The organism is Maridesulfovibrio salinus, from assembly GCF_055394525.1.
This window is the reverse complement of record NZ_AP042461.1, coordinates 684,141-700,043: the sequence shown is the minus strand read 5'-3', so window position 1 is coordinate 700,043 and position 15,903 is coordinate 684,141. Positions and strand designations below refer to the sequence as shown.

Annotated in this window: 13 protein-coding genes; 8 read left to right on the top strand and 5 right to left on the bottom strand. The window is 43.8% G+C overall.

Annotation, left to right across the window (positions count from 1 at the left end; translation table 11 throughout):
* Positions 1 to 3 precede the first annotated feature (3 nt).
* The 8 genes from ACZ5PW_RS03155 (at position 4) to ACZ5PW_RS03120 (ending at position 7,303) form a co-directional block, all read left to right on the top strand.
* Positions 4 to 750 carry a polysaccharide deacetylase WbmS family protein gene (locus ACZ5PW_RS03155; RefSeq protein WP_464557955.1) on the top strand — a complete coding sequence of 249 codons (747 nt, stop codon included), beginning with the start codon at positions 4 to 6 and terminating at the stop codon, positions 748 to 750.
* Between the two features lie 12 nt (positions 751 to 762).
* On the top strand, positions 763 to 1,725 hold the full coding sequence (locus ACZ5PW_RS03150) for a hypothetical protein (protein ID WP_464557954.1): 963 nt from the start codon (positions 763 to 765) through the stop codon (positions 1,723 to 1,725).
* A gap of 9 nt (positions 1,726 to 1,734) precedes the next feature.
* Complete coding sequence (locus tag ACZ5PW_RS03145; RefSeq protein WP_464557953.1) at positions 1,735 to 2,841, top strand: glycosyltransferase family 4 protein; 1,107 nt, start codon at positions 1,735 to 1,737, stop codon at positions 2,839 to 2,841.
* Position 2,842: 1 nt separating this feature from the next.
* On the top strand, positions 2,843 to 3,565 hold the full coding sequence (locus ACZ5PW_RS03140; protein WP_464557952.1) for a class I SAM-dependent methyltransferase: 723 nt from the start codon (positions 2,843 to 2,845) through the stop codon (positions 3,563 to 3,565).
* Positions 3,566 to 3,577: 12 nt separating this feature from the next.
* Positions 3,578 to 4,192, top strand: coding sequence for an acyltransferase (locus ACZ5PW_RS03135; RefSeq protein ID WP_464557951.1), 615 nt, complete (start codon positions 3,578 to 3,580; stop codon positions 4,190 to 4,192).
* Between the two features lie 3 nt (positions 4,193 to 4,195).
* Positions 4,196 to 5,191: a Gfo/Idh/MocA family oxidoreductase gene (locus tag ACZ5PW_RS03130; protein ID WP_464557950.1), complete on the top strand. Its 996-nt coding sequence runs from the start codon at positions 4,196 to 4,198 to the stop codon at positions 5,189 to 5,191.
* Between the two features lie 5 nt (positions 5,192 to 5,196).
* Positions 5,197 to 6,153 (top strand): NAD-dependent epimerase/dehydratase family protein, encoded by a 957-nt coding sequence (locus tag ACZ5PW_RS03125; RefSeq protein ID WP_464557949.1) that lies wholly within the window; start codon positions 5,197 to 5,199, stop codon positions 6,151 to 6,153.
* Positions 6,154 to 6,613: 460 nt separating this feature from the next.
* Positions 6,614 to 7,303 carry a transposase gene (locus ACZ5PW_RS03120; protein ID WP_464560477.1) on the top strand — a complete coding sequence of 230 codons (690 nt, stop codon included), beginning with the start codon at positions 6,614 to 6,616 and terminating at the stop codon, positions 7,301 to 7,303.
* A gap of 181 nt (positions 7,304 to 7,484) precedes the next feature.
* On the opposite strand, the gene ACZ5PW_RS03115 is transcribed toward ACZ5PW_RS03120, so the two are convergent.
* The 5 genes from ACZ5PW_RS03115 to mrtJ form a co-directional block, all read right to left on the bottom strand.
* Entirely contained in the window at positions 7,485 to 9,491 is a 2,007-nt protein-coding gene (locus tag ACZ5PW_RS03115; protein WP_464557948.1) for a hypothetical protein, read from the bottom strand.
* Positions 9,492 to 9,637: 146 nt separating this feature from the next.
* Positions 9,638 to 11,746, bottom strand: coding sequence for a hypothetical protein (locus tag ACZ5PW_RS03110; protein ID WP_464557947.1), 2,109 nt, complete (start codon positions 11,744 to 11,746; stop codon positions 9,638 to 9,640).
* A gap of 43 nt (positions 11,747 to 11,789) precedes the next feature.
* Complete coding sequence (locus ACZ5PW_RS03105; protein ID WP_464557946.1) at positions 11,790 to 13,271, bottom strand: GspE/PulE family protein; 1,482 nt, start codon at positions 13,269 to 13,271, stop codon at positions 11,790 to 11,792.
* 11 nt (positions 13,272 to 13,282) lie between these two features.
* Entirely contained in the window at positions 13,283 to 15,289 is a 2,007-nt protein-coding gene (gene gspD / locus ACZ5PW_RS03100) for a type II secretion system secretin GspD (protein ID WP_464557945.1), read from the bottom strand.
* Positions 15,290 to 15,436: 147 nt separating this feature from the next.
* On the bottom strand, positions 15,437 to 15,889 hold the full coding sequence (mrtJ, locus tag ACZ5PW_RS03095; protein ID WP_464557944.1) for a JDVT-CTERM system glutamic-type intramembrane protease MrtJ: 453 nt from the start codon (positions 15,887 to 15,889) through the stop codon (positions 15,437 to 15,439).
* Between the last annotated feature and the right edge of the window lie 14 nt (positions 15,890 to 15,903).

Genomic DNA, 15,903 nt, shown 5'->3' with positions numbered 1-15,903 from the left:
ATAATGGCGGTAAAAGAATTTGCCATAACCCTTGATGTGGACTGGGCTCCTGACTGGTGTATTGAAATTTGCGCAGAGATTCTGGACAAAAACAATTGTAAGGCAACCTTTTTCATCACTCACCAATCCCCTATCCTGGAGAGTCTTGAATCCAACTCCCTTTTTGAACTCGGTATCCACCCAAATTTTCTGTCCAATTCTTCGCACGGCGATGACGAAGACTCCATTCTGGATCATGTTCTGTCCGTTGTGCCTGAAGCGAAATCCATGCGCACCCATGCCTTGGTTATGTCTACCCCCTTGCTGGCTAAAATAGGGGATAACTACGAACAAATTAAGACTGATGTGTCTGCACTGTTTTTCGGACAGCAAAACTTACAGCCTCAGCATGAATACTTTGGAGCAAAACGACGGAAACTGACCCGACTTCCCTACCGCTGGGAAGACGGAGTCAATGCCGACCACCCAAACCGCTCATGGGAACTCCCCACTGTTGCTGATTTTGGTACCGGATTGAATATTTTCAATTTTCATCCAGTGATCATAGCCCTGAACACTACCACTTTGGATAGCTATATCCGCCTCAAATCAAATTTAAATGGAATCCCTCTCGATCAAGCTCCTGAATCATTCTTTGATGTGGAAAAAGATCCTAAGGGCTGCAAGGCCTATTTTGAAGCCCTATGCAGGCTTAGCGATAATGCTCAAGCACTTACAATTGATGAGCTGTCTGCTTCAGTTCAAATATAAACGGACATCCTTATGAGTAACCCCGAAATAACTGTATTAGCCGTTGATGATGATTGGGACGGACGCATAAATAATTTTACCGGCAAAACTTTTTTCGATTCCGGCAAATGGCTGGATACATTTTCATGGAAAGCTGACCAGATACACAAACTTCTTTTCAAGAAAGGTAAAAAAGTCGTTGCTGCCTTAAGTTTTAGTTCAACAGCTCAATCTGAAGGAAGCATAGCTCTTAACATCCCTCATTCGGCATCACATGGTGGTCTCCTTTTCAAGGACAATCTTGCTCTGGTCTCAGTTCTGGAGATAGTACAAGTTTTCATTCGATATGTAGAAGAAAAATTTGGCCCGGACTTTACAATCAACTACATCCAGCGGCTTGAATATATATCAGGACATCCCCAATATGCTTACGAAGAATTCGCATTATTGAAAAACGGCTTTGTACCTAAGGAACAGCTGCTCGAGCAATACATTTCGCTGGAGAGCATGTCTCTGCCCAGCCAAACCATGCGCAACCAGATTCGCAATAACGCCGATGTTCTAACTATTTCCACAGCAAGAATGGATGAATTCGTCGTGTTCAGAAATATGATAATAGAACAGCAGGATAAGATAAGAACACTTCCTGATGAAGAATTGGTTCTTTCTCCTGAAGCCAGCAATGGCAATATTACGGTTTATAAATGCACCTACGAAGGTGCTACTATCTCCATGCTGCTGTCTGACCAACTTAACAAATCAAGCGCCGTTGCCAGAAACTGGTATCAGGATTCTGAATACAAACATCTGAATTCCACTGGTTCTCTAATTTGGGAATGGCTGAACATCCTCAAGGAATCAGGTGTTAAATATGCTGGATTCGGTGCATCTGCGGGCCTTAATTTCGACCTTGACCCAGGATTGGTGTTTTTTAAAGAAAGGTTCAAGCCTCAGGCCGCTTTCAGAAGAATTTTCAGCTACGATTCTAAAAATTAAGGAGTTGCTATGCGAATCGCCCACATAGGAAACCTTGCAAACCTTGGAGCACTTTCGTGCGTATTCCTGCGCAGGATGGGGGTAGACGCACACCTATACGTTAACGCTAATCAAGGGTTCAAACCCGTTCCATGCGCTGACAAAAGCGAGACATACGACTGGGTACATCTATACCCCAGGAAAAACAATTTTCACTACGCATGCGTACATACCGGACTTAGTTTTAAACTTGCAAATTACGATTTAGTTCATTCGTGGACTGCGTCATTGTCCCCTTTAGCTGAATCGATGCTTAAACTTAAGGGCAAGCATTATTTCGCCAGCGCAACAGGAAGCGACCTTAGAGAAGCAGCCCGTGAAAAGTCATTCAACGGATACCGGGTCAGAAGGCATTTTAAAAATGCAGCCTGGGTCGCACATACATTTGACGCTCAAACAAATGAAGTCGCGGATAAACTGGAGCTTAAAAATTGTGAACTTTTCAAAATACCAGTGGACAATCTCGTTGACGATAGAATGGAAAGAATGTTTACCGAAAATGTGCCGATCTTTTTCTGCCCCAGCAGATTGCAAATAAGAAAAAACGCAGCTCATGAACGTGTAAGCAAAAACAATGACCGTTTTATCAAAGCATTCGCAAGATTTATCAATGGTGGTGGTAAAGCGAGGCTTGTACTTGTCAAACATGGAGATAACAAGGATGAAGTAATCAAGCTTACTCATGAACTCAATATTTCAGAATATATCACTTGGATAGATTACCTGACCCCTAAAGAACTGGTGGATATGTGCAATAGGTGTGATGTTGTTGTTGACCAATTCAATGACCTCTCTTACCCTGCCCCTGGAGGCGGAATCGCTTTCGAAGCTATGTCTTGTGCAAGGCCAATACTGACCTACTCTGATGCAGAAGCAACAATAAGGGAATACGGTGAAGCTCCACCAATGCTCATAGGCAAAACAGAGAATGATATTTTAGCCCAGATTGAATCCTGTACAGACTTATCAATGCTAAAAGATCGCGGCAGGGGATGTCTGGAATGGGCTATGAAACACCATGGTTGGGAGCAACTGACCAGCCACATGATTGATCAATATAAAAAGTATATATACTAAGATGAAAAACAATCAGGAAGCCTTGGATAGAACGGCAGATTTATATTTGGAAAAAGATGCATGTCTAATTTTAAACGGCAAGATTCAGCATCTCATTGCAGATTACATTGTTAACAGCATGCCTAAAGAACAGAGTTCTGTTCTGGAAATGGGAATTGGCGAAAACATCTGGCCTCCTCTAATCCTAAACAAATTTAAAAAATATGCTGTAGTAGATGCTTCCCCAAAACTTATTGCCCACTACAGTTCTGTTTATAAAGACATCACATATTACGAATCATTTTTTGAAGATTTTAAGCCTACCCAAAAATATGATCAGGTGCTTTGCTCTAACGTTCTTGATTTCGTTGATGATCCTAAAAAAGTTTTGACATTGATGAAAGATTGGATGCATGAGAATTCACTCTTACATATTGCATTACCAAATGCGGACTCAATTCACCGCAGGCTGGCTGTTGCAATGAAAATGCAAGAGAAAACAAGTGATAAGGGTGAAACAAATGTTAAAATTAATCATACTTTTGTCTTCACAATTTATGAAATTAAAAACCTTCTTCAAGAATGTGGTTATAAAATCAATTCAATAGAAGGCCTTTTCTATAAGCCTTTCCCTAACAACCTGATGGTCGACTTAAACGACAGGCAACTAAACGGACTCTTTGATTTAGCTTTTAGTTTTCCTCCAGAAGACAGTGCTGTCATGTATATTGTAGCAACCCTTTAACAATTAACCAATATGAAACCAAAATATTATGCACATCCAACATCAGATATAGCTCATGATGCGACCATTGGAGAAGGGACATCCATATGGCAGCACACACAAATTCGAGAGCAGGCATCTATTGGGCAGGAATGTATCATAGGAAAGGGTGCTTTTATTGATTTTCAGGCTGTCGTTGGCAACCGAGTAAAAATCCAGAACTACGCAAACATTTTTCGGGGAGTAACAATTGAAGATGGTGTCTTCATCGGACCATCTGTCTGCTTTACAAACGATATGTTTCCCCGTGCTATTAACGTTGACGGATCTCTTCAAGATTACCGGGATTGGAAATGCTATGAAACCCGCGTCAAAACAGGTGCCGGTATCGGTGCTGGATCTGTTATCGTTTGCAATACAACCATAGGAAAATGGGCCATTATCGGCTCAGGAAGCGTAGTAACCAAAGACATACCAGACTATGCACTGGCTTTTGGAAACCCTGCCAGAATAAGAGGTTTTGTATGTCCTTGCGGACACAAACTTCCAGAACGTACTAACGTTGCAGAAACAGAAGATGCAATCTGTCCTGCCTGTAATACTAAAATTACTCTTCCGGCCTGCCCGGAATTAGCTAGAAAGGATTAAAAAATGAAAACAGCTGTAATCGGCACCGGGGCGATGGGCCAGCACCATGTCCGCCTTTATTCAGATATTGCAGAGTCCGAACTTGTCGGCGTCGTTGACCAGAACACCAAGCAGACTGAACGTCTTTGTAGTCTTTATGGCGGAAATCCGTACACTGACTATAGAGAAATGCTTGAAAAAGAGAAGCCGGATGCAGTAACAATTGCTCTACCGACTTCTTTACACCGTCAAGCGACAATGGATTGCCTTGATGCCGGCATCGATGTCCTTGTTGAAAAACCAATTGCAAAAACAGTAGCTGAAGCGACAGAAATGATAGCAGAGGCCAAACGTTTAAATAGAGTCCTTCAGGTTGGCCATATTGAAAGATTCAACCCAGCTGTTACCCAACTCAAGGAACGCCTCGCAGACGGGCAGCTAGGACGTATTTTCACTATTCATTCCAGACGCCAGTCTCCTTACCCCGGCCGTATTACTGATGTAGGTGTTGCGAGTGATTTAGCTACACATGAATTAGACATGATGCGCTTCATTTCTCAGGCTGAAGTTAATTCTATGACTGCAGAAGTGTCCAAAGTTATGAATACCGGCAACGAAGATATTGTATTTGGTCTACTGCGCTTCGACAACGATATTCTCGGCATTTTAGATGTAAACTGGATCACCCCGACCAAAGTTCGTGAAGTTTCAGTTACTGGTGAAAACGGCATGTTTACTGTTGATTATTTGAACCAGAACCTGACCTTCAACTCTAACTATGCTGCTGAGCAAAATGAAAACAAGAGCGAATGGTTTAACACTAAATTCGGTGTTTCCGAAGGAGATTTCACCAGTTTCAGAGTTGAAAAGAAAGAGCCTCTTCGTGTTGAGATCGAATCATTTCTTGAGTGTTGCCTTAACCAATCCACCCCGCTTGTAACTGGTGAAGACGGAATGGAAGCACTTGCTCTGGCTTTAAAAATTGTTGAATGCGGCAATAACTGCAAATGCAAAAGGTAAAATCAATGAGACCTTCTATCAAAGGAAGTTCTATCCTTGTAACGGGCGGTGCCGGTTTTATCGGCAGCCATCTGGTAGACCGTCTGTTAGATATTGGTGCAAAAGAGGTTGTCGTTATCGACAACCTCTTTTTGGGTTATGAAAGCAACCTTAAATCAGCAATTAGCCGAGGCGCAGTTCTTTACCGGGACGATGCGGAATTTGCTACTTCTCTGGAATATATCTTCGAACGCCATAATATTGATATAGTTTTCAACTGCGCGACTAAAGCATTGAACTATTCATTTATGAACCCATCTAACTCCTTTGAGACTAATACCAAAGTTGTTTTAAACTTGCTTGAACTTCAACGAAAAAATAAGTTTAAAACCCTTTGCCATTTTTCTACATCTGAAGTCTATGGAACTGCTGTGTATGAGCCAATGGATGAGCTTCATCCAAGAAATCCGACTACTCTTTACGCTGCAGGCAAAGCAGCTGCAGACCTTGCTGTTGAAACTTATGTTCGGATGTACGATCTCGACTCTTTCATTGTTCGCCCTTTCAATAACTATGGGCCACGCCAGAATTTTAAGGGTGAACTTGCAGGAGTAATTCCTATCACCGTATATCGCATATTAAATGATATTCCTCTTGAAATTCACGGCACCGGTGAACAAAGCCGAGACTTCATTTATGTTAAAGATACTGTTGACGCTATAATCAATGTCTACGACAAGCTTAAAAAAGCTGAATCCGTCAACATATCCACACACAATCAGGTCAGCATCAAAGAGGTTATAGAAACAGTTGCCGAGTTGATGGAATTTAAGGGTGAGATACTTCGAAAGCCCGCCCGCAACTCTGATGTTTATTGCCATAATGCAAGTAATGACAAACTTCTTGCTATGACTGAATTTAACCTCACTCCTTTTAAGGATGGGCTTGAGAAGTCAATTAAGTGGTATATTGAAGCCATGTAAAACGATTAATAGCTTTCTAACCTAGGCTAACTTTCAACCCTATTTCCGGTAGCAATACCTAAAGTAGGTTTTTTTATTATCTACCATTTACTTAGTCAGTCCTGAAAAAAGCATAGCAACCTGAAATAAATTAACAAATGCCTCCAAGTGATGTAGTATTTACGACCAGTAAATGTTGTTTTTCTACGAAAACCCGGTCGAAATGATGCAGCATAAGGCGGGCAAAAATGAAGGCAAAACCCAAGAAGCAACCACAAGGAACTTTCCTCTATCCAGACCTTCTGGATCAACTTAAACCGAATCATCCACTTCTTCGGTGTAGTAGCCCCCATTTCGCCCGGACACCTCCAATAATTTAGGAGGTAGGTCTATACCTATGACCAGACTTAGTGCTAAGGAAGTTCAAACGGTAGAGATGGTGAATCAGGTTCAGCGTCGCCGCTGGTCTGTGGCTGAGAAGATGCGGACCATGGCCGGAACATTGATCCGTGAGCTTCGGCGCAAACTGCCAGCCCAGACTCTGAAGCGTTATCAGAAACAGTTTGATCTGTTTGAACGCGTCAGAAATCAAAAGCGCAGCGACAAGGATAAAGTCTACAGCCTGCATCAGCCGGATGTGCTGTGCATCTCCAAAGGCAAGGCGCATAAACAATACGAGATTGGGCGCAAGGCTTCAGTCGTCGTGACGAAAAGCACCGGTATCATTGTCGGCGCGATGAGTTTCGATAAAAACATTTACGATGGACACTCGCTGCCGCAAGTGCTGAACCAATGCTGGACTATCACCGGAACTTGTCCATCGGTAGCGATCTGTGACCGTGGCTACAGAGGCTTTAAGCAAGTTGGCGATGTGCAAATACTGATTCCAGGTCGACCCAAGAAAAGCGAATCACAATATCAGCGACAGAAAGCCCAAAACCGTTTTCGTCGCCGTGCCGCCATTGAACCTGTCATAGGTCATCTCAAGCACGATCACAGAATGGCCCGTTGCTATCTCAAAGGCGTGGTTGGCGATGCTATAAATTTGTTCATGGCGAGTGCTGCATTCAACTTCAAGAAATGGATGCAGCAGTTGGGAGAATTTTTTGCGCTCTTTTCACTCGTCACCATGTTTGGAGACTCAAGACAGCGACTCGCTGCAAATTTTTGATAGACTATGAAACGGCTTTTTCAGGGCTGACTACTTAGCCTTCAGCTTTTTAAATCTTCTAACAAAAGCATTCTCTTATTACTCACTTCTTTTAGAAATAAAAAAGGAGCCACCCAAAAGGGTGGCTCCTATAATAGCCTTTACATAAAGCTCAGGCATCTGGCTAAGAAGTATAATTAAATTACTTCTTGAAGCGGCTACGGAGAACTGCAACCAGAGGTGCAGCCATCAGCAGCAGCCATTCCAGACCGAAGCCAGCTGCGGGGTTGAATACACAACCGGAAGAGCTGGAGCTGCTGGACTCGGGAGTAGTACCGAGAACAACGGGGTCACCAAACTCACGAGACTGGCCTCTGTAGTCGTAGTTTCCGTTATCTTTCAGAACATAGTTCAGGTAGTAAGTGGTAGCAGGTACGAGGTAAGACTGGTTGTTCAGGTAACCGTCACCAACTGCAGTAGAGATCCACCATGCACCATCAGTGGTAGTGGTAGGAGCAGCAGCGTAAGAGAAGCTTCTTACAGTCTTATCGGAGTTGGGGAAGATCTTGTACAGATTAAGAGTAGAGATCTTGTTACCAATACCGGAGAAAGGTACCTGGAAGGTGTAGTAGATGTCGCCTTTCTGTGCGCCCATGCCAGGAGCAGTGGAGTTAAAACCAATTGCGCCGGTGAGTGCTACGAAGTTGGAAGGCAGGCCAGTCCAACGAGCTTTCAGCTCTGCATCAGAGTATGCAGTGTTGTTGTTAGCGAAAACGTAGGAAGCAACCATGGTGGAGTTGCTCTGGTAACCGCTACCGGAAGAAGTCAGAGCACCAACCTGTGCAGAGTTGGGGAACATGAGAACGAGGTTGAAGTCGCTTTCAGAACCGCCACGGGTATTCTTGTAGATACCAGCTGCGAAGGTCTTGGTAGCGTCCTGCTTACCGTAGAATGCACCAGTTACGGTGGAACCGTCAGAGCTGGTGATAGTCATGTTAGACTGAGTCAGGCTCTTGAAGTAGTTGGTGTTAGCAACAGCGATGCTGTAATCGTCAATGCTTGCGGTAACAGCTTTGAAGTCTTTACCACCAGAGTATTCAGTCATGTCACCAGTCAGAGCAAGGTTGCTGTTAGCCTGGAAGGACATGAGACCTGCTGTTGCGTTGTTCAGGTATTTAGCGGTGGTACCGTAACCAGCGTAAGCAAGTTTGTAACCGCGGTTTTTAACATCGTTGGTGGAGATGGTCTGACCATTCTTCACGAAAACAACGAAGTGGCTGTAGGTGGACTCTGCAGTGTAACCACTGAAGAAGTTTTTATCGGAGTTGATAGTAGCGTTCTCAACGAGAGTCAGGCTGTCAGGGCGAGCGATGGTCAGCTTGGTGTTGGAGTTACCGGTGGTTGCGTTGTAGTTGTACCACTGGGTGGAACGGTCAAGGGTAGCACCATCGTAACCGTAAGCTACGTACTTAGCCTGAACGTTGTTGTCGCTGATAGGAGCAGCAGTCAGTTTAACCTGACCGATGATGTAGTAACCCATGTTGTCGTTGTAGTCATAACCTACACCGTACATGTCCCAAACATCGGAAGTGGAGTAAACACCAGCGAAGGAGCTGGAGTTGTACAGCAGTGCGAAGTTAGCACCGTTTACGTTGTTGTCACGAATAGAACCGTTAAAGGTAGCGTTGTTCAGACCTGCCATAAGCTGGTAAGAACCGGTTCCAACCATGTAGAAAGGAGTAGTCAAAGGATCAGATCCAGCTGCGATACTGCTAGAACCGTTAACCTGGCCGATCATGGTGAGGCCGGACATGCTGTTGTAGGTATTGTTAACTTTGATCTGTGAAGAGTTGTCTTCGGAACCAGCAACAGTAGCAGTACCGTTGAACTGGCTCAGAGTCAGGTAAGAACCTGTGGTGGAGTTCAGAACACCAATAGCACCGCCGCTACTCAGAGTGGTGTTACCTTTACTGTTACCTGCGTTTGCAACTTTAAGAGTGTGAGCTACAAGCTTGGAAGAGTTCCAGGGGTTGAAGGTCGCGTTGTGAGCCTTCAGGGTAGTTTTAGTTGAAGATGCGTTAACCTGGAAGCCTGTAAAGAACTGTGCGTTAGAGCCGTTCAGTGCACCGGGGAAAACAGCATCTACAGCCCATGCGCTGGAGGCAGCCAGCATCATGATTACTGTAAACAGTACTGTAATCTTTTTCATCGAAAAGATCTCCTGTTAAGAAGGTTAATAAAAAATGCATAAAATCATTATGCATATAAAAACTTACAAGGTCAATAGCACAAAGACCACAGAGCTTTCAAGTCAATTTTCGTCATTCTGTGAAGATTCTTCATCAAAATGAAAAATTATAAAACTTCATACACACGAACGTTAGGAAAGCCTTCGTAGATTAGCCTGAAATTTTCTTTGAGTTCCGGAACATCAGGTCTCATAATCAATAATTTTAGCAAAATACTCGTATAAACCTGGTTGTCAACCAAGTACCCTTGAGTGACATCTTGATTATAAATAAGATGTGGACCCACCGAATCAGGAAAGGATCTCTGTTTTACGGCACTATTGGATAAAAGTTGATAAGACCCTAAACTTAGGGGCTGTTCACCTTCAACTTGAATAATACCATTATCGTAGTCTATGTTGAACTGCTTTGTGATTGTGCTTACCAGCGGATGGAGTCCTACTCCTGTAGTCAATTTCCAAGAACCATAATACAAAATCCAATATGCAAGCCGTATATTTTCCCAACTAACGACGATATAATTCTTTTTGGATTTAGGAATTGAATGTTTTACAGCGGCGAAAGAATTGATCATTTTCTCTGAATTAACCGCCCCCATTCTATCCCAGGCTTTGGAGGGATTGTTCTTATTGTAACTACAAAAATCGATCAACTGCTTAGACTGCAAAAACGAAGGTGTGGCAAAGGCCAACCCTAAGGGAAACAGTTCTTTGCCACTATGGTGGCCACCATTAGCGAAAACATTAACACCGGAGTAATACATTGTTGCATACCCCCAATCCCACCAAGTCCAGACAGTCCCATCTTTATCCATCTTCTTTCCGGATTCGATGAGAGCCTTCGCATGAGAGTCACCCATGATAGGGGTTGCCGGAGCATCCTTGATGCCCGGAATAATGCCAGAAAACAAAATTGTAATTAACAGCGCAGCCTGTAAGCCAGCAAAGGAAAACCTTTGTGCTGGTGACTTTACAAATTTATTGATCAGCCACACAGAAACGACTCCAAGCCCAATTCCAATCGGCATTCCGCCAAACATTAAAAAGCGTCCGCCCATCATAGTTGTTGCAATGATCATTGCAGCAAAGGGAAGTATAAAAAGCAACAGAGGCCTAAGATAAACTGCGAAAGCAAAGCACGCCAGCCCGATCCATCCGAGTACAGGATATCCAGTCAGGCTTGCAAACAATTGAGAAAAATTAATATTCTGGGCTTCAATAACACTTTGCGCAATTCCCGGATAAACAGGTGCAGTGCCAACTTTAGCATTATCAGCAACTGGTTTTGCATAAGCTGCTACCTTGGACAAAAGAGTAAAGACTACACCTTGTCCTACACCACTTCCACCCACAACAAGTATCAGCAATCCTACTAGTGCATAAACATTACTTGAATATTTGATTGAAAATATTATTTCCTTCAGGTGCAAAACAATTAGAATTGACGCAATAGCTATTCCGATCAGACCAAAAAATGAAGCAAGGGCATAAACTAGGATTCCATGCAACAGCAAAGGGCGATTTTGCTTATCCGAACACAGAAGTGTTAAGAAGACAGCAATTGCTAACGCAGCTAACCCAAATGTACGGACATCACCATGCCACAGGGTACCCCAAGATGTTATTGATCCTGCAACCAATGGCAGCAACCACACCCATAAACCTGGCTTGAACTCTGCTTGCTCGCGTTTAATAAACCAGCTTTCTCTGATTCCAAATTTGAGCCACTTTGCCAGCAACAACGAGATGAGAAGGGGAAAAAAAAGAGTCACAATATCAGTATCGTAATAAGACAAACGAGTCCTAAAAAGATATGGCATTACAGAGGTTGCGTAGGTCGCGCTGACAACTCCTGCCCAAGCCCCACTAACAAGCACCCCCCACGCAAAAGCTGCTACAGCACAAAATCCGGCAAAAACAGCAGGGAGCCAGAATGCAATGTTTCCATATGGCGCATCAATAAAACTTCCCAACCATTTAATCATAATAGCCATTGGGTTATTAACAGCACTACCGACTCCCTTGGCTCCTGCGAGCCAATAGTAGGCGTCATGTGTCCCCATTATGAACTCACCATTAACCATCTGCGAAGGGTCTTCCCATTTAGGAAGTTCCATGGCCCTTAGACCGAAAGCAATGGCGAAAGCCAGTATAGAAAACAAAAAAAGATACATCCTGTCCTGTGTTAGGACAGGTCTATTATTTACAGGACTCATTAAAATGGCTCCCAAATTTAATTATGCCGAAGTGCCAATTTACTCACTGTTTAGTAACCCTGACGACTTCCTCAAGAGTAGTAACTCCATCACCCACAAGGCGGATACCATGATCCACCATAGTTTCGCACCCCATCTCTATTGCATGAGCTTTAATCTTATCCGAAGAGGCAACGCCCATAATCAGCCCTCGAATTTCATCAGAGATCGGGATAAGCTCATAAATTCCCCGACGACCACTGAAACCAGTAAAGTTGCAATGCTCACAGCCAGCCCCGGCAATCTGCTTCTGAGGTATAGCAGTCATTTTGCCAAAAATCTTTAAAGTATTCTCTGAAACTTCAATCTCACGAGAACAATGCTCGCAGTTCACACGAACAAGCCGCTGCCCTAGCACGAGTGAAAGAGAGGACGCCAATAAAAACGGTTCTATCCCCATATCAAGCATTCTTGTTACTGCAGTTGCTGCGTCATTAGTATGAAGGGTGGAAAGCACAAGGTGTCCGGTAAGTGATGCCTGAACGGCAGTACTTGCTGTTTCCTGATCTCTAATTTCCCCAACAAGAATAATATCTGGGTCCTGTCTCAAAAAAGATCGGATGGTTTTCGCAAAGGTCATTCCAGCAGCTTTATTAACCTGCACTTGGTTAATACCCGAAAGCTGGTATTCGACAGGGTCCTCTACTGTAACAATATTTTTGTCGTCACGGGGGAGTTCACTTAACCCTGCATACAGGCTGGTTGTTTTACCAGATCCAGTAGGCCCTGTAACCAACACAATACCATGCGGCTGTGCAAGTACAGTCCTAAACTGATCCAAGTCTTTACCTTTCAGACCTAACTCCTCAAGATTAAGGATATTTTTAGAACGATCAAGCACACGCAAAACAGCCTTTTCGCCGCTCATGGTAGGAATAGTGGACACTCGAACGTCAACTTCTTTCTGACCAAGTTTAAGAAAGATACGACCGTCCTGAGGCTTGCGGCTCTCTGCAACATCCATCTCACCCATTACTTTGATACGGGCTATTACTGTAGGCTGAAGGCCCTTATCAAGACGTTTAACCGCCTTAAGTACACCATCCTGACGATAACGGACAACAAAGCCGCTGCCCTGTCCCTCAAAATGGATATCACTTGCCCCGGTTGAAATTGCCTGATGTAGTGTTTTATTAACAAGCCTCACAATAGGAGCGTCATCGTGGGACCATCCTAATAAATCCTGCCCGTCCTCACTTTCATCAGACTCTCCTTCCGACTCAACAGAACTTTCCTCTTCCCAGACGGTAAGGGCCTGCTCAAGAAGTGGAAAAAACTCCTCTTCATTTACAATTTCCGTGACCAGATTCTTTCCGAGCTTCCAGGCCAGAAAATCTGCCATAGGCAATGAGTTCTCGTTCTGGAGTAGCACCTTGATTTCCTTCTCACCCGCTTCAACCGGAATAAACTCATTTCGCTGAGGAAAGGTGAGAAATAAGTCGACCACCTCGCGTGGAACATGGTTCAGATCGTAAATGTTACTCAAAGCCTTACCTGCTAACCATCAGACATCGTGGATGAGACATTGTCATCAGTCTTTGCGGAATCGTTCTTGTAGGTATTGAACTCCTGCTCAATAAACTCATCAAATCTTTCGCGCTGATTTCGGTATTTATCCATTTTAGCTTTACTAAGGGCCTCAAGCTGCTCTGTTGTTTGAATAATTCTTGCTGAGAGAAAAACCATAAGAGTCTGCTTGTTTCCGCTTCGTGAAGTTGTTTTAAACAACCAGCCAAGAAGCGGAAGATCTGAAAGATATGGGACCCCGCTCTCATTGCGGGTCTGGTCGGACTGAATCAATCCTCCGATAACCATAGTGGACCCGTCTGCCATTAAAACTTTGGTTTGTGTTGTCCGATCCCTGGTTACCGGAAGCTCAAGTGTACCTGCAGTAGTCGATACAGTATTATAAGTCTGATAGACATCCAATTTTATTAATCCTTCTTCTCGATTAATATAAGGAGTTATTTTCAGCTTGATACCGACATCTTTATACGAATATGTGGAAACAACTGAATCACCAGAGGTTGAGCTCTCACCTGTTTTGAAAGGTCTATTCTCACCTACGAAAATTTCAGCTTCAGTATTATCCAGTGTCATAATTTGAGGAGCAGAAATTAAATTAAAATCTCCTGCTGACTTGGTGAAGTTGACTAAAGCGCCAATAGTGGGAAAAGTATTTCCTGCATAGGAAATAGTATCACCCAGAACACCCATGGAGTATCCCCCAGGAACACTGGAAGGATTCGCGGCGTACCCAGGCAGGTTGCTATTTTCAGATTTCGTATATCCAAGAGTGGCTACACTGCCTCCCAGATCAATACCACCCTGCCATTCCACTCCGAACTCTTTAGCATTATTCAGAGTAGTTTCCAGAACCAGAGCCTCAATGAAGACCTGATCCTGAGCACGATCCAGTTGTTCGACAAATTTGTCAATCTGTGGAATCTGGCTGGCATCAGCCATAACGATCAAAGTATTCGTACTTTCATCGGCAGAAACCTGAGCTCCATCCATCCCGGCTGAACTTGACGAGACGGAACTCCCTGCTTTTCCGGCAGCGGCCTTTCCATCGCCAGATTTTGTAGAAGAACTGGATATTCCCCCTCCGGTAAGAAGGCTTTGCAAAACATCTCCGGCAACAACCGCTTCAATATTATGAAGCCGATAAACTTTCAGCTTTGAATAGGATTCACTGGTCTTATCAAGCTTGGCTACAAGTTTTTCAATCGAATTTATCTGATCCCCAGTCCCTGAAACCAAGAGACTGTTAGCCCAGTCGATGGCCTCTACGATCGGAGGAGCTCCCGTTTTCCCAGCTTGAACCAGCTTTTTGTAAAAAGCATTAATTTTACTTGCCACAGACTTCGCGTTGCTGCTGTCAAGTTCCAGGACAACACTTTCACTCGAATCACCAGATCGCCTTATTATATCAAGCAGTTCTTTCATTCTCTTAACATTACTCTGTAAGTCTCTGACAAGAACGGAACTGGCCATCGGAACAGAGTTAACCTGACCAATATTAGATGCGAATGGCTTTAAAAGTGTGGCCACCTGATCCGCCGACATTTCTTCTTTTAGTTGAAAAACAGAGGTAATGATCTCTTCGCCTTTACCGGGGCTTGGCGAGGATTTAATAACGGGTGAAATTTTCTGGGCATCACGCAGTGGCAGTATGTATGTTACATTATCTCTTGTAACAGCATAGAATCCCGCACCACTGAGAACCTGTTGAAAAACAGCCATCAACTCTGATTCGCTCAACGACTGGCCTGCATAGATACTGATATGAGATCCCGGAAGAGCTCCTTTCTGAAATACAATATTTCGTCCGGTATAACGCCCGACAAACTTGATAAACTCCACCAGAGAAATGCTTTCAAGGTTGGCATGAACCGCATCTCCACCTTCAGGCTGGGCCATAGCCCCCGAAGCTAACATGGTGAAGGAAACCAGAATCGCAAAAAATGAATATTTTATTTTACCAAGCATAATCAGCTTCATAAACTCCACCGGTATCACCCGGGTAAAGCTAAAATTGCCCCCAAAAATTAGATGTGGGGAATTAAAATCGAAAAACAGGCTATCTAAACAATCTATTCATCCTATACTTGCCCCAATCAGTCAAGCACGCCATGACCATGGCCCAGACTACATGAACTGATAAAATAAACAGGCGTTATACGCGAAGTGGATTAAGGTCCCGGGGACTACACTTCGATACCTTTGCCAGATATAGCCGAAAGCTAAAGACGGGACAGAGGTGAGCAGAGCCCAATGAGCCGGCTGATGAATCAGATGCATACAGGCGAAAGTCAGCGAAGCCATAACATTCGCCAGACTCAGCGGCCCGAGCCTCCACCTGTACTTAAGCAGACGGTCGATACCTTCCTGCAAAAGAAATCTGAAAAAAAACTCTTCAATAAATGCTTTGAAAAACAGCCATCCCAAAGACAGCTTTATGTCAGGACTTGGGACATAGAGACCTAAAAATCCAAAGGATAAAAACAGATAAAAGATGGGATCGGTTAAGCTCAACAAGCCCCACTTCAGCTGACACCAAATCCCTTTCAAGATTCGGTTTACGAAATAATCATAAACCATATTAGCTGCGTAAT

Excerpts from the sequence above, each read along its gene's own strand:
- ACZ5PW_RS03150 (WP_464557954.1), top strand. The coding sequence starts at position 763 with ATGAGTAACCCCGAAATAACTGTATTAGCCGTTGATGATGATTGGGAC.
- mrtJ (WP_464557944.1), bottom strand. The coding sequence starts at position 15,889 with ATGGTTTATGATTATTTCGTAAACCGAATCTTGAAAGGGATTTGGTGT.
- ACZ5PW_RS03145 (WP_464557953.1), top strand. The coding sequence starts at position 1,735 with ATGCGAATCGCCCACATAGGAAACCTTGCAAACCTTGGAGCACTTTCG.
- ACZ5PW_RS03120 (WP_464560477.1), top strand. The coding sequence starts at position 6,614 with ATGCGGACCATGGCCGGAACATTGATCCGTGAGCTTCGGCGCAAACTG.
- ACZ5PW_RS03155 (WP_464557955.1), top strand. The coding sequence starts at position 4 with ATGGCGGTAAAAGAATTTGCCATAACCCTTGATGTGGACTGGGCTCCT.
- ACZ5PW_RS03125 (WP_464557949.1), top strand. The coding sequence starts at position 5,197 with ATGAGACCTTCTATCAAAGGAAGTTCTATCCTTGTAACGGGCGGTGCC.
- ACZ5PW_RS03115 (WP_464557948.1), bottom strand. The coding sequence starts at position 9,491 with ATGAAAAAGATTACAGTACTGTTTACAGTAATCATGATGCTGGCTGCC.
- ACZ5PW_RS03135 (WP_464557951.1), top strand. The coding sequence starts at position 3,578 with ATGAAACCAAAATATTATGCACATCCAACATCAGATATAGCTCATGAT.
- ACZ5PW_RS03130 (WP_464557950.1), top strand. The coding sequence starts at position 4,196 with ATGAAAACAGCTGTAATCGGCACCGGGGCGATGGGCCAGCACCATGTC.
- ACZ5PW_RS03110 (WP_464557947.1), bottom strand. The coding sequence starts at position 11,746 with ATGAGTCCTGTAAATAATAGACCTGTCCTAACACAGGACAGGATGTAT.
- ACZ5PW_RS03140 (WP_464557952.1), top strand. The coding sequence starts at position 2,843 with ATGAAAAACAATCAGGAAGCCTTGGATAGAACGGCAGATTTATATTTG.
- gspD (WP_464557945.1), bottom strand. The coding sequence starts at position 15,289 with ATGAAGCTGATTATGCTTGGTAAAATAAAATATTCATTTTTTGCGATT.